The sequence below is a fragment of the bacterium genome (assembly GCA_040756715.1).
Classification (GTDB): domain Bacteria; phylum UBA9089; class UBA9088; order UBA9088; family UBA9088; genus JBFLYE01.
In genome coordinates this window covers 1-13196 of the sequence record JBFLYE010000172.1, presented here as the reverse complement: position 1 = coordinate 13196, position 13196 = coordinate 1, and the positions used below count along the sequence as shown (strand labels likewise).

The 13196-nt window shown below is 38.3% G+C and carries 14 protein-coding genes and 2 tRNA genes; 2 read left to right on the top strand and 14 right to left on the bottom strand.

Annotation, left to right across the window (positions count from 1 at the left end):
- Positions 1-122: 122 nt before the first annotated feature.
- The 9 genes from rmuC to ilvC form a co-directional block, all read right to left on the bottom strand.
- Positions 123-1472 carry a DNA recombination protein RmuC gene (gene rmuC / locus AB1397_06375; GenBank protein MEW6482604.1) on the bottom strand — a complete coding sequence of 450 codons (1350 nt, stop codon included), beginning with the start codon at positions 1470-1472 and terminating at the stop codon, positions 123-125.
- Complete coding sequence (gene pheT, locus AB1397_06370) at positions 1473-3458, bottom strand: phenylalanine--tRNA ligase subunit beta (GenBank protein MEW6482603.1); 1986 nt, start codon at positions 3456-3458, stop codon at positions 1473-1475.
- A 207-nt stretch (positions 3459-3665) separates the two neighbouring features.
- Positions 3666-4184: a 3-isopropylmalate dehydratase small subunit gene (locus AB1397_06365; protein MEW6482602.1), complete on the bottom strand. Its 519-nt coding sequence runs from the start codon at positions 4182-4184 to the stop codon at positions 3666-3668.
- A 29-nt stretch (positions 4185-4213) separates the two neighbouring features.
- Positions 4214-5446 (bottom strand): 3-isopropylmalate dehydratase large subunit, encoded by a 1233-nt coding sequence (locus AB1397_06360; protein ID MEW6482601.1) that lies wholly within the window; start codon positions 5444-5446, stop codon positions 4214-4216.
- Between the two features lie 7 nt (positions 5447-5453).
- A complete protein-coding gene (gene tmk / locus AB1397_06355) occupies positions 5454-6011 on the bottom strand; it encodes a dTMP kinase (GenBank protein MEW6482600.1) in 558 nt (185 codons plus the stop codon).
- Positions 5995-6774: a hypothetical protein gene (locus AB1397_06350; protein ID MEW6482599.1), complete on the bottom strand. Its 780-nt coding sequence runs from the start codon at positions 6772-6774 to the stop codon at positions 5995-5997. The genes tmk and AB1397_06350 overlap by 17 nt, the downstream gene beginning before the upstream one ends.
- A complete protein-coding gene (locus AB1397_06345; GenBank protein MEW6482598.1) occupies positions 6771-6950 on the bottom strand; it encodes a hypothetical protein in 180 nt (59 codons plus the stop codon). The genes AB1397_06350 and AB1397_06345 overlap by 4 nt, the downstream gene beginning before the upstream one ends.
- The gene (rplV, locus tag AB1397_06340; GenBank protein ID MEW6482597.1) at positions 6947-7282 is read right to left on the bottom strand and encodes a 50S ribosomal protein L22; all 336 of its coding nucleotides are present in this window, start codon (positions 7280-7282) and stop codon (positions 6947-6949) included. Before rplV ends, AB1397_06345 begins: the two co-directional genes overlap by 4 nt.
- A gap of 32 nt (positions 7283-7314) precedes the next feature.
- Entirely contained in the window at positions 7315-8301 is a 987-nt protein-coding gene (gene ilvC / locus AB1397_06335) for a ketol-acid reductoisomerase (protein ID MEW6482596.1), read from the bottom strand.
- Positions 8302-8332: 31 nt separating this feature from the next.
- Here ilvC and AB1397_06330 point away from each other — a divergent pair.
- Positions 8333-8417 (top strand) — tRNA-Leu (locus AB1397_06330).
- Between the two features lie 215 nt (positions 8418-8632).
- Here the strand turns inward: AB1397_06330 and AB1397_06325 are convergent.
- Positions 8633-8704 (bottom strand) — tRNA-Gly (locus AB1397_06325).
- Positions 8705-8742: 38 nt separating this feature from the next.
- Here AB1397_06325 and AB1397_06320 point away from each other — a divergent pair.
- Entirely contained in the window at positions 8743-9741 is a 999-nt protein-coding gene (locus AB1397_06320; GenBank protein MEW6482595.1) for a DUF933 domain-containing protein, read from the top strand.
- A 54-nt stretch (positions 9742-9795) separates the two neighbouring features.
- On the opposite strand, the gene AB1397_06315 is transcribed toward AB1397_06320, so the two are convergent.
- From AB1397_06315 to AB1397_06300, 4 genes are all read right to left on the bottom strand, one after another.
- Positions 9796-11121, bottom strand: coding sequence for a glutamine synthetase family protein (locus AB1397_06315; protein MEW6482594.1), 1326 nt, complete (start codon positions 11119-11121; stop codon positions 9796-9798).
- A gap of 162 nt (positions 11122-11283) precedes the next feature.
- Positions 11284-12057 carry a hypothetical protein gene (locus AB1397_06310; GenBank protein ID MEW6482593.1) on the bottom strand — a complete coding sequence of 258 codons (774 nt, stop codon included), beginning with the start codon at positions 12055-12057 and terminating at the stop codon, positions 11284-11286.
- The gene (locus tag AB1397_06305) at positions 12057-12527 is read right to left on the bottom strand and encodes a MogA/MoaB family molybdenum cofactor biosynthesis protein (protein MEW6482592.1); all 471 of its coding nucleotides are present in this window, start codon (positions 12525-12527) and stop codon (positions 12057-12059) included. Before AB1397_06305 ends, AB1397_06310 begins: the two co-directional genes overlap by 1 nt.
- On the bottom strand, positions 12524-12982 hold the full coding sequence (locus AB1397_06300) for a hypothetical protein (GenBank protein MEW6482591.1): 459 nt from the start codon (positions 12980-12982) through the stop codon (positions 12524-12526). The genes AB1397_06305 and AB1397_06300 overlap by 4 nt, the downstream gene beginning before the upstream one ends.
- Positions 12983-13196 lie beyond the last annotated feature (214 nt).

The following is a 13196-nucleotide window of genomic DNA, read 5'->3' as shown; positions in this document are numbered from 1 at the left end:
TTTAAGTTTTATAAAATTTTTTCCCTTTTAATTCAAAATTCAACATTCAAAATTCATAATTTTATAAAGTTTTCCTTAAGATTATCTAAACCCATACATTTTGTAAAGCGTTGTGGAATTAACTATATTTCTTGAAGAGTGGTATTCCTTGGCAGCTTTTCTACAGGTTCAATAATTGGTATCTCTTTGCTAACACTAACGCCTAGGTCTTTAAATCTACGAATAGATGGCAAAACCTTTGTCTCCAAAGAGCTTACCCCCTTGTTGTATGCTTCGGTTGCCTTGGTAAGGTTTGAACCAATGTCTTCAAAATGGCCTGCTAAGACATTTATCCTCTCATATAATTGCCTGCCAAGCTCACTTATTATTTGGGCATTTTTTGTTAGCTGCTCCTCCCTTAAGCCATAGTTAATAGCCCTTAAAAGGGCAAAAAGGGTTATGGGTGTTGCCACCAAAACCTTCTTGGAAAGGCCAAATTCCATTAGGGTAGGATCAATCTCTAATGCCTGGACAAAAGAGGATTCTCCCATAAAAAGCACTATAATCTCAGGGGATTTTTCAAATTGTTCCCAGTATGCCTTTTCCGAAAGCCTGATTATCTGCTCTTTAACATGCTGGCTATGTTTCTTTAGAAATTCCCTCTTTTCCTCCTCTGATTGGCATGATGAAGCATCAAGGAGGGCATCTATAGAGACTTTTGAATCAACCACAATAGAGCGACCACCTGGTAGCCTAATTACCATATCTGGTCTTTTGATAATATCCTCATCTTTAACCACAACCTGTTCTAAAAAATCCACATAGCTTGACATCCCTGCTAATTCAACTACATTCCTCAATGCTATCTCACCCCACCTTCCCCTAATGTGTGGTTTTCTCAAGGCAGTGGTCAGGTTGCTTGCGGATGCTGAAAGCATCTTTATCTGCTCATTAAGGCTTGTATAATCCTCTTTTCTCTTTATCTCTATGGAGTGAATTTCTTCCTCGTATTTTTTCAATGCCTCCTGCAATGGCTTTATAAGCCCATCCATAGCGGCTTGATGCTCACCAAGTTTCCCTTTTGTATCAGCTACAACCTTGCCAAGGTGTTCTGAGGCGAGCCTTAAAAAGTCTTCGCTGCTGCTCTTTAGGCTGGCTGATGAAAGGGCATTGAATGTATCCTTCATCTCTTCCTTCATTGTTTCAATAAATTTCTTTTCTTCTTCCAGGATCTTTTGTGCCTCTTCTAGCCTGGTCGATGCCTCTACCCTAGATTGCCTTTCTAAATTAAGCTCATCTCTAAGCCTATCTATCTCACAATCTTTATCTTTGGCATAATTATCCCTTTCTTTAATTATAGCCTCAAGCCCTGCTCCTATTTTCTCAAGCTCATTAATCTTACGCTGGCTATGCAATTTTGCTACAAGCCATGCAATAGCTCCACCCATTATCAAACCAATTAAACCAGTGATGAGGGAATAGATATTTGTCATCTAGCTCCTCAATGAGACAGAAACCTCATTTTGCAATGTTTTTAGTGTATTTTCCCTTATCTTCTCAATCTCATCCATTGTTAATGTCCTCGTATCTGCTTGATAGGTAATCCTGTAGGTTAGGGATTTATGGTTGGCTGGGATATTTCCTCCTTTATAAATATCATAGAGAAATACATCCTTTACAAGGGATTTACCCTCTTTTTTTATTATTTCTTCTACATTTTCCGATTTTATACCCTCTGGCACAAGGAGACAAATATCTATCTCTATCTTCGGGTATTTTGAAAATTCCTTAAAGAGCTTTTTTGTAGAATGGGAAATTATTAGATAAAGATTAAGCTCAAAGAAGAATAGGGGCTTTTTTATTCCATAATATTCTCCTTTCTCTGGCAGCAAAATCCCTGCAATGCCAAGATTTTCTCCCTTAAAGACTATCTTTAACCCCTGTTTTGCAAAGGGGATTTCCTCCTTTATAAAATTAGCCTCTATTCCAAGCTCTAAAAATAGCCTTTTGATTACACCAAGTGCATCAAAGAAGGTAAAATCCCTTTCTTTATCCATCCAATTTAGCCATTTTTTTCCTGTCATAAGACCTGCAAGGCTTGTTTCTTCTCTATTTTTCTCAAAGACCTTCCCAATCTGAAATATTGAAAGGTTTTCCTGGTCTCTTGAAATGTTTATCTTTGCTATCTCAAGGAGCCCGGGGATAAGGCTTGGTGTCATTATTGAGGCATCGGCTGATAAAGGTTGTGCTAAAGAGACAATATCTAATGCCAATCCTAATCTTTCAAGGCATTCTTTGCTTGTAAAGCTATAGGCTATAACCTCATCCATTCCAGCTCCCAATATTATCTCCCTTATCTTTCTTGTCATTATAAAATTTTTGTTTATCTGGGGAATAACAGGAGAAATGGGCATTGTCTCTTTTATTCTACCATATTGGTAAATCCTTGCTATCTCTTCTATTAGGTCTATCTCCCTGGTTATTTCACCCCTAAATGAGGGAACCATTACCATATCATCTTCTATTCCAAAGCCAAGCCTTTTTAATATATCTTTCATCTCCTCTCCTTTAAGGCTTGTTCCCAGAACCTTATTTACCCTTTTTTCTCTTAATTTTATCTTTAAGGCTGGACAGGGCTTTGGGTATATGTCGGATATCGGCCCTATTTTTGCTTCTGGAATAAGGGAAAGGATTAGGCTTGCCGCCCTATTTTGTGCTTTAATTAAGCCTTCTGGATCTATCATCCTCTCAAATCTATATGAAGATTCTGTGATAATTCCAAGCCTTTTTGAGGTTTTTCTTATGGCAAGGGGAGAAAAATATGCAACCTCAAGGAGAAATGTCTTTGTCCGATTGCCTACAGATGTTTCTTTGCCTCCCATAATTCCTCCCATTGCAATAGGCTTTTTGCAATCTGCAATAACAACAGCCCCTTCAACATCGTATTCCCTTTCATCAAGGCAAAGCAATTTCTCTCCCTTTTTCCCCTGCCTTACAAAAATCCCTCCTTCTAGCTTATCGTAATCAAAAGAGTGCATTGGGTGTCCAAGCTCAAGGAGAAGATAATTTGTAATATCAACGATATTGTTTATTGGACGAATTCCGCAATTTATAAGGCGCTCCTTTAGCCAGGGAGGCGATTCACAAACCTTGATATTGCTAATTATCCTTCCGGTATACCTTGGGCAGAGCAAGGGTTCTTCAATGGTTATCTCTGGGATAAGAGCAAGGTTTTCTTCTAAAACAGAAATCTCTAAAGGTATTAAAGGTCTTTTTGTAAATGCAGAAATATCCCTTGCCAAACCAATGATTGACAAGGCATCATGCCTACTTACAGGAATCTCAAGGTCAATTATTGTGTCATCCTTAACCCCTTCTACACTTGCTACCTCAAAACCAAGGTTTATAAGAATATCTGCCAATTCCTCTAAACCCGGAAGCTCTGTGAAGCAAGAAAGCCAATTATAAGATACCTTCATATCTTATAGTTAATTCCATAACGCTTTACAAAATGTATGTGTTTAGATAATCTTAAGGAAAACTTTATAAAATTATGAATTTTGAATGTTGAATTTTGAATTAAAAGGGAAAAAATTTTATAAAACTTAACCTTTTTCAATTCAAAATTTAGAATTCAAAATTTCTTAAAAGGTGGATGAATTTTTAACAGATAAACACAACCCTATCTATTTTTGCACTAAGTAATGGAAGATACTATAAATCCCCTTATGCTTCTTTACATATTCAATAAGACCACCATCTTCAAGGATTTTTTTCATAAATGGAGAAAGGGGGACAAATTCTATTCTTTTACCTGTTCTTTTGTTTTCAATAAAGCCATCTCCATCAATTGTAAGATAATCTCCATCTTCTATACCATCTGTATCGCATTCAATGACAAGAAGCCCTAAATTTATTGCATTTCTAAAGAATATCCTGGCAAAGCTCTTTGCCAGAACGGCCTTTATCCCGGCTATTTTCATAATGGTTGGTGCATGCTCCCTTGATGAGCCACAGCCAAAATTCTTTCCTCCTACAATGAAATCTCCCCTTTTTATTTTATCTATAAATCCAGGCATTGCATCCTCCATAAGGTGTTTGGCAAGCTCAACTAGATTAGAACGAAGATGAAAAAATCTCCCCGGGATGATTATGTCTGTGGAAACATCATCACCAAATTTATGGGCATAACCAGATATTTTCATTTTACAATTTAAAATTTGCAATTTAAAATTCATAATATCTCCCTTGGGTCTGTTATTTTTCCATATAAAGCAGAGGCTGATGCGGTGGCGGGAGAACAAAGGTATATCTCTGAATTCGGATTTCCCATCCTTCCCTTAAAATTCCTATTTGCGGTTGATAGACATATCTCGCCATCAGCCAATACACCCTGATGGATTCCTACGCAAGGACCACATCCAGGAGGAAGGATAACCGCCCCTGCTTCAATAAGAATTTCAATTATTCCCTCTTTCAATGCAGAAAGGTAGACATTTTTTGATGCAGGGCAAATTAAAAGCCTTGTCTTTGCTTTTTTCCCCTTAAGAATCTCTGCGGCAATCCCTAAATCAGAAACCCTTCCATTTGTGCAGGTTCCAATAAAGACCTGGTCTATTTTTAAACCCTCCTTTTCACTCACTTCAAACACATTATCAACGCTATGGGGAAGGCTAATATAGGGAACAAGGGAAGAAGCATCTATGTTTATTTTTTCTACATATTCTGCATCTTCATCACTTTCTAATGGCAAATAATCATTCTCCCTTTTTCTTTTTTTCAAAAATTCCCTTGTCTTCTCATCAGATGGGAATAATCCAGCCTTTGCCCCACATTCAATTGCCATATTTGATATGGTAAGCCTTTCTTCCATATCCAATTCACATCCTTTAAACTCAAGGGCTTTGTATGAGGCACCATCTGCCCCTATTTTTCCTATAAGGTAAAGAATTAAATCCTTTGCATATACACCCTTTGAAAATTTTCCTGTAATCTCAACCAATATTGCCTCACAAACCTTAAGATATGTCTTTCCTAGCCCAAGAATAACCGCAAGGTCAGAAGAACCCATCCCGGTTGCAAAAGCACCCAATGCTCCCAGGGTGCAGCTATGGGAATCAGAGCCGATAACTATATCAGCTGGTTTTACAAAATCCTCTGCCATCCTTTGATGGCACACACCTTCTCCGATATCAGATAAAATAATATTATTTTCACCGGCAAAATCCCTTAGTAATTTATGGTCATTTGAAAGGGATAAATTGGGAGAGGGAGATGAATGGTCAATAAAGATAATGGACCTCTTTGGAGGGGATATTTTCTCTATTTCAAGCTCCTTTAATCTTTTTATGGCAAGTGGCCCTGTTCCATCCTGAAGAAAGCAAGCATCAACATCTACAATAACAATCTCTCCCTCCTTTACAGGCCTTCCTGCTTTTTTTGAAATTATTTTCTGATTTAATGTCATAAAATTCCTAAATCCTAAATTCTAATTCTTCCATTACAATCTTATGAATTTCCTCTTTTGTCTTTTCTCCATCAAGAACCTTTATGTTTTTATCCCCCTTTGCTAAGGAAAGATAGCCCTCCCTTACCCTTTTATGGAATGATATATCCTCCCTCTCAAACCTATTATCCCTTTTGACCCTTTTTAATCCTTTTTCTGGCTCTATATCAAGGAGAAAAACAATATTCGGGATAATACATCCATCATTCAATTTTTTAATAAGCTCAATATCTATTCCATAGCCATACCCTTCATATGCAATCGTTGAAAGGGAGTATCTATCGCAAATAACAATTTTCCCTTCAGCTAAAGCAGGCTTAATCACTTCGTTTATATGAATTATTCTATCTGCAAGAAACAGGTAAAGGGCTGCCATTTTTGGTGTTTTTCCATCAAAGACCATTTCCTTTATCCATTCTAAATATGGCTCTTTTGTAGCAAGACAAGGCATTTTTAAGGCATCTTTTAGCATGCTTACCTGGGATGATTTTCCTGATCCTTCCCCTCCCTCAAACACTATAAACATCAAGCTCTTTGCTCTTTATCCAATCAAAACCTTCATCTGGGGTTATCACAGCAATCTCTGTGTCTCCACCACAGGTTTGGGGCATAGGAAGGAATTTTTGGGCTTTTATTGTTGTGCTGATAAGAAATTCCACATAGTCAATGCCATCCTGAAGGGAAAAAAATTGGTAATTCGGCAAGGGTATGGGATTTTCTGGGTTATCCTCCCATAGCCTCTGGATTATCCTTCCATCTCCTCCGAATGTGCAGCCATATCCACCCTCATAAACAGGCTCAATAACAGATTTTTGCCCAATTTTTAGGGTATATGTCTTTGGCGTTGTATCATTTTCATCATACCCTGCAATCTGAAAGCCCAAAGGGTATTCATCCTCTGGTATTTGGGAAAGGTCAACAATTTCACAGGTAAGCTCCCTTCTAAAATAGACCTCAAGCTTTTCTGCTATTTCTTTTATTTCTTCCTCGCCGGTAAGGGTTTTTTCAAAATCAAAAATATGGCTTTGGATGCTCCTCTTTGTAATAAAGCTTACACCAAATGAGAGAACGCCAATTTTTTCATTAAGGCAGAATAGCTTATTTATGGTTTTTGAAACCGTAAATGTGGTGGGAGGAGGGGGAATTAGCCTTGAGCAGGATATTTTTCCAAAGCATTCTGGGCATTGGACAAATTCCTCCTGGGGGATAGGAATAGCCTTTACAGTAGCAAGGCTATCGCATCCTAATACAATCCCCTCTGAAATCCTTAAGCTAATTGTAATACTCATAATTTCTTAATCATTAAAACTATTGATATTGCCCAAAATATAAAAAAAAGAAGCATTATTACACAAGAGACAAGGTCTTCTCTCTCTTTCATCCTTTTGTATTTAATAAAAAAATTTACAATCTCAATAAGAAGGAGAATGCCAACAACTGCCATTAAAACAATGGCGATGCTCATATTTTTTCAAGGACAATTGTAAGATGGGATGTTTTTTTAAGAATCCTGCCCGACCTTCCCCTTGCACAATATTTTATCCTCTTCATCATTGGCCCATTATTTGCCCATACTTCTTTTATCCAGACATCCTTAAGCTCTAAAAGGGGAGACCTTATCCTGCAATTTGCAAATGCGCTTCCTAATGCTTTATGGATAAAATAGGATGCCCTCTTTGGCATCATCTGCAAGATATTCTCTGCCTCATCACCCCTTTTTCCCTTTATAAGGGAAATAACCTGTCTTAGCTTTGAGGGAGAAATTCTAATATATTTTGATATAGCCTTTCCTTGCATAAAAAAATTCTAATTTCTATCCTCCTTTTTTGTCAAGAAATCCATGGCATCATCTTTCTTAATTTTTCTCCCACCTTCTCTATGAGATGGTTTTTATCGGCCGAAAGTAAGGCATTAAAAACAGGTCTTCCTGCTTGATTTTCAAGGATCCATTCCTTGGCAAAAGAGCCTATTTGGATTTGGGCAAGAATCTTTGTCATATTTCTCCTTACATCTTCATTGATTACTACCCTTCCCCTAGTTACATCGCCATACTTTGCTGTATCTGAAATTGCCTCCCTCATTCCCGAGATGCCCTTTGTATGGATGAGGTCAACGAGGAGCTTCAGCTCATGGCAGCACTCAAAGTAGGCGACCTCTGGCTGATAGCCAGCAGAAACCAAAATGTCAAAGCCTGCCCTGATAAGCTCAGAGACACCACCGCATAGAACAACCTGCTCTCCAAACAGGTCGGTCTCTGTTTCCTCAAGAAATGTTGTCTCAATAATTCCCGCCTTTGTTCCACCGATTGCTTTTCCATAGCTTAAGGCATAATCCTTTGCCTTTCCTGAGGCATCCTGATAAACAGCAACCAGGCAGGGAACGCCACCTCCATCTTGAAATACCTTTCTAACAAAGGCACCAGGCCCCTTGGGAGCAATCATTACCACATCTATATTTTTTGGAGGAATGATCTGTCCAAAATGGATGTTAAATCCATGGGAAAATCCAAGTATCTTTCCTCCTTTTAGATTTTCCTCAATCTCCTCCTTATAGACCTTTGGTGCGATTTGATCAGGAACCAAAAGCTGGATGTAATCAGCTTTGGCTGCTGCCTCTCTTACTGATAGAGGAGAAAATCCATCAGCCTTTGCTTTCTCAAAGCTTTTCCCTTCCCGGTTGCCTATAATAACCTCTATTCCAGAATCTTTAAGATTCTGAGCCTGAGCATGACCCTGTGCACCATAGCCAATTATGGCTACCTTCTTTCCCTTAAGCAGACTTAGGTCTGCATCGGCTTCATAATAAATTGTTGCCATTTACCTTACCTCCCTTTTATAATATAAAAAAGCCGAAGTGGCGGAATTGGCAGACGCGCGGGACTCAAAATCCCGTGGAGGTTTCCTCCATAAGGGTTCAACTCCCTTCTTCGGCATAAAATTTTCATTGTTGATAATTATTCCGCATTCCGAAATCCGCATTCCGCAATCAAATAGCGGCCGATGGGATTTGAACGAAAGGATTTTCTAATGCAAAAAAGATCGCACTTGCTCCTTTTTTGCCTAACAAAATCCTTCGTTCCCGGCCCTCGCTTTGCTCGGGCTTCAAATCCCATCTCCTTGCTACTAAAATCTAGTGTAATTTCGCTTAAGCGGCCGATGGGATTTGAACCCACGACGTCAAGCTTGGGAAGCTTGCATTCTACCACTAAATTACGGCCGCACATTAGAAAGTATAGAAAGAGATAAATTGTTTTGTCAATGATAAAAGTAGCCCTGATTGGTCTTCCTCTTTCTGGTAAGACAACCATCTTTAATGCCTTAACATCATTAAAGGCAAAGGGAAGGAATATCGGCGTGGTCAAAATTTTAGACGAAAGGCTTGATTGTCTTCATCGTCTATATCCGGAGAAAAAAAGGGTCTCCTCTGAGATGGAATTTATCGATACCCATTCCATTAAAACTGGAACAAAAATCCTTGATCTAGCCAATATAGATGCAATAGCTATTGTGATAAGATGCTTCTGTGAGCCAATAGAACCAATAAAAGAGATAAAGACAATCTTACAAGAATTTATCCTTTCTGACCTTTTCATAGCAGAGAAAAGAATAGCAAATTTAGCTTCCAAGGGAAGAAAGATGAGACAAGAGGAGGAAAAAGAGAAGGCTATTATTGAAAGGTGTAGGGATAGCCTTTCTAAAGAAATCCCCCTTAGAAGAATTGGGTTAACCGACGATGAAAGAAGGTATCTTTCCTCCTATCAGTTCTTAAGCGATAAGCCTATTGTCCTTATAGGCAACATTGACGAACAAAGAAAGGACGAGGAATTAAAAGAATATGCAAGAGAAAACAATGAACAATGTGTTATTCTTTCTGGTAAGCTTGAAATGGAGGTAGCTGAATTAGAGGAAGATGAAAGACCTCTCTTTCTCAATGAGCTAGGGATTAAAGAATCTGGTCTGCCCAATCTAATAAAAACAATTTATACAAGCCTTTCTTTAATCTCCTTTTTTACCATTGGAAAGGATGAGGTAAGGCTATGGCCAATCAAAAAGGGAACAAATGCCCTAAAAGCCGCAGGCAAGATTCATTCAGACATGGAAAGGGGATTTATCAGGGCATCGGTTGTTTCTTACAAAGATTTTCTTGAAAACAAAGGCTCAATGGCACATCTTAAAGAAAAGGGGCTTATTAGATTAGAGGGGAAGGACTATATCGTAGCTGATGGCGATATTATTGAGTTTAGGTTTAATGTGTAGTTGTTTAGCTTTTAGCCATAATAAAAACTCAAAAAATCAACAGCTAAATATAAGCTATAGAATAGAAAGATATTTTTCAAGCTCATATTGGGTTACCTGAATCCTGTATTCCTCCCATTCCTTTTTCTTTAGCTCAATAAATCTGGGAAAGACATGGTTTCCCAGCGTCTTTTTTATTAACTCGCTTTCTTCGGCAATTGCTACTGCCTCTCCTAAGCTTCCTGGTAAAGATTCAATCCCCATTTTTTTTCTTTCCTCCTCTGTTAAATCATAGAGATTTTTCTCCATAGCCTCTTCTAATTCATAGCCCTTTTCTATTCCATCCAAACCAGCCTGAAGCATCACCGCAAAGGTAAGGTAGGGATTACAAGCTGGGTCTGGACACCTTAACTCTGCCCGTGTAGCATATTCCTTTCCTGGGTGATAGACCGGAATTCTTATCAAGGCTGAGCGATTGCGATTGCTCCAGGCAATATAGACAGGTGCTTCATAGCCAGGGACAAGCCTTTTGTAAGAATTTACCCACTGGGCAAAGACAGCCGACATCTCCTTGGCATGCTTTAATTGCCCGGCAATGAATTTCTTAGCAGTTTCGCTTAAATGGTATTTATCATTTTTATCAAAAAAGGCATTGTTTTCGCCTTTAAAAAGGGATTGATGGGTATGCATTCCTGAACCACTCTGACCAAATATAGGTTTAGGCATAAATGTGGCATAAACACCATATTTTTGGGCAATTTCTTTAACCACCAAGCGATAGGTCATCACATTGTCTGCCATCTGCAGGGCATCGCAATACCTCATATCAATCTCATGCTGGCTTTGACCTACCTCATGGTGGCTATATTCAATATGAATTCCCATTGCCTCTAAGGCAAGGATGGTTTCTCTCCTTAAATCACTTCCAGCGTCCAGAGTGGTTAGGTCAAAATAGCCTCCCTTATCAAGCACCTCGGTGGCATCAGATGAGTTAAAATAGAAATACTCAAGCTCTGGCCCTAGATAATAATGGTCAAAGCCCATATCTTTTGCCCTTTGCAATGCCCTCTTTAGAACATACCTTGGGTCTCCCTCATAATCTTTGCCACCTGGGGTCTTCACATCACAGAACATCCTGGCAACCGGATGCTCCTCTGGTGTCCAAGGAAGCAATTGGAATGTTTCTATATCTGGCATTGCTACCATATCACTCTCCTCAATATCTTGATAGCCGGTAATGGATGAGCCATCAAAACCCATCCCATGCTCCAATGCACCCTCAAGTTCTTTGTCGGTTATGGCAAAGCTCTTTAGCTGACCCAATATATCTGTGAACCATAGGCGGATAAACTTTACATTGTTTTCTTTTACTAATTTAAGAATATCTTCTTCTCTCTTCATTTTTTCCTCCAATTTTTAAATTTCTATATTTATTATAGTAAAAAAATACCCATTTTGGTAACCATTATTTTTTGTATGTGTTTATAGACGAGAAGAAGAAAGGAAGTTAAAAAAAGCGCCAAATCCGAAAGGACAAAGGAGGAAATTTTAGCTAAACACGTACTAATATTCAAACCCAGCCGAGAGAATAAAGGGAGAGATTGAAAGATCTATATCAATACCAGAAAAACAACGAGAAATCCCTAAAGCGAGGCTTTTATCATCAATCCCTCCCCTTACAAGAAATTCCTTCATTTTCTTCTCTAACCCAAAATAGAGGCTTGATTTTTCCCTTTCCTTTAAATCTAGTGTGAAAAGATAGCTTTTAATCTTAAAGCTTAAGCCAAATCCATATCCAAAATTATCCCGAAAGAGATTTCCCAAAACAAAGCCAAATGTAAGATTATCCCTTAAAGAATAAAGAATTCCAGTGTCAATACCTAAGCCTTTTCCATCATCCTTTGATTTAAAGAGCTTTATAGATGTTCCCGCTGAAATGCTTTTATTTCTTATCTTTAAAAACTTTCCATAGGAAAAATAGAATGCCTTATTTTCTCTGCTTAAAACAGCAAATCCACAATTTCCCTTCATCTTCTCTGGCAAGGTTAGCCCTAAAAAATCATAGGAGGAATCAGACCCTGTATATGAAAATGAAAGCTCATAAGATGTAATAGAAGCAAGCCCTGCTGGGTTAAAAACCATAGCATAAGGGCTATCTGAAAGCCCAATAAAGGCATTACCCAAACCCTGTGGCTTTGCTCCCGCAGATGGAAGGGTAAATTCAGCAAAAACATTAGATGAAAGAAATAGCAATAAAAATACAAGAGGTTTTCGGCTAAATATGGAAGGGTTTTTCACTGGTGCTAGTAGGCTGCTTTGGTGCTCTAGTGCTCTCATTATCTGCCGCATTCTTTTACCTCTCCTTTTATAAGGGAAATGGCATGTGGGATTATGGGAAGAATAGAAGACAAACATTCAGATGCACCCTTTGGTGAACCAGGAAGGTTTATGATTAAAGCCCTTCCTCTTATTCCAGCCTTTGCCCTTGAAAGCATAGAATTTGGTGTATGCTTTATCCCAGCGCTCCTCATTGCCTCTGGAATGCCAGGTATTTCCCGATCAAGTATAGATGCGGTTGCCTCTGGTGTTATATCGGAAGGAGAAAGGCCTGTTCCCCCATTTGTAAGGATAAGCTCACAAGACAAAGACATCTCATTTAATGCAGACCTTATATCTCCATATTTATCGGGAACAAGCCTATATTCAAAATCAGAGATTCCCAAAACCTCCTTTATGGCATCCTTTGTTTTATCCTCCCTCTCCCCCCTTGCACACTTATCGCTAATTGTAAGAATTCCCACCTTCATTTCTGCCTTATCATTCCTGGAATAAACTCCCTTTTTTTTATCTTCTTTCCTCCTTCCTCAACAAAAAATATTCTCTCCTTTCCAATTATCTCAAATTTTTTAGAAGAAAGGGCTTTTGCTTCCTTGTCAAGACCAATGATTTTTTCCAGTCTCTCCTCTTCCCAAAAATCGCCAAGGTAGAGGTCGTAGATAACAACGCCTGTCTCAAAGAGAAACCTGTTGTATTCCTCACCCTTTTTATACTCCAATGCTTTTTCTTGAATTACCCCTTTTTCTGCCTTAATATCGCCCTTTATAATCCACCTTGTTATTCCTTTATCATATATTTTTCCCGTTAATCTCTTTTCCTTCCCGGCGATATCCTGATACCATTTTTGAGAGGCTAAAATGGGAATCCATGCCTTTTTTTGCTCGGCACATCCAACTAAAAAGAGTCCAAGAAGAAATATCCTCATAAAAAAATTATAACTGAACTTTGGCAAATTTGTAAACCTTTAAATGTGGAACTTAAGAAAATTTATGGCTCTTCACGGAATAGTACGTGTTTAGCTAAAGCTAAACAATTGCAAATTGTAAATTGCAAATTGAGAGAGTGATGAATTTTTATGATATTATTTTTTACCTCTTTAAATTTACAATTTAAAATTTGCAATTTAAAATTTACTGTTG

Excerpts from the sequence above, each read along its gene's own strand:
- rmuC (MEW6482604.1), bottom strand. The coding sequence starts at position 1,472 with ATGACAAATATCTATTCCCTCATCACTGGTTTAATTGGTTTGATAATG.
- pheT (MEW6482603.1), bottom strand. The coding sequence starts at position 3,458 with ATGAAGGTATCTTATAATTGGCTTTCTTGCTTCACAGAGCTTCCGGGT.
- AB1397_06365 (MEW6482602.1), bottom strand. The coding sequence starts at position 4,184 with ATGAAAATATCTGGTTATGCCCATAAATTTGGTGATGATGTTTCCACA.
- AB1397_06360 (MEW6482601.1), bottom strand. The coding sequence starts at position 5,446 with ATGACATTAAATCAGAAAATAATTTCAAAAAAAGCAGGAAGGCCTGTA.
- tmk (MEW6482600.1), bottom strand. The coding sequence starts at position 6,011 with ATGTTTATAGTGTTTGAGGGAGGGGAAGGATCAGGAAAATCATCCCAG.
- AB1397_06350 (MEW6482599.1), bottom strand. The coding sequence starts at position 6,774 with ATGAGTATTACAATTAGCTTAAGGATTTCAGAGGGGATTGTATTAGGA.
- AB1397_06345 (MEW6482598.1), bottom strand. The coding sequence starts at position 6,950 with ATGAGCATCGCCATTGTTTTAATGGCAGTTGTTGGCATTCTCCTTCTT.
- rplV (MEW6482597.1), bottom strand. The coding sequence starts at position 7,282 with ATGCAAGGAAAGGCTATATCAAAATATATTAGAATTTCTCCCTCAAAG.
- ilvC (MEW6482596.1), bottom strand. The coding sequence starts at position 8,301 with ATGGCAACAATTTATTATGAAGCCGATGCAGACCTAAGTCTGCTTAAG.
- AB1397_06320 (MEW6482595.1), top strand. The coding sequence starts at position 8,743 with ATGATAAAAGTAGCCCTGATTGGTCTTCCTCTTTCTGGTAAGACAACC.
- AB1397_06315 (MEW6482594.1), bottom strand. The coding sequence starts at position 11,121 with ATGAAGAGAGAAGAAGATATTCTTAAATTAGTAAAAGAAAACAATGTA.
- AB1397_06310 (MEW6482593.1), bottom strand. The coding sequence starts at position 12,057 with ATGAGAGCACTAGAGCACCAAAGCAGCCTACTAGCACCAGTGAAAAAC.
- AB1397_06305 (MEW6482592.1), bottom strand. The coding sequence starts at position 12,527 with ATGAAGGTGGGAATTCTTACAATTAGCGATAAGTGTGCAAGGGGGGAG.
- AB1397_06300 (MEW6482591.1), bottom strand. The coding sequence starts at position 12,982 with ATGAGGATATTTCTTCTTGGACTCTTTTTAGTTGGATGTGCCGAGCAA.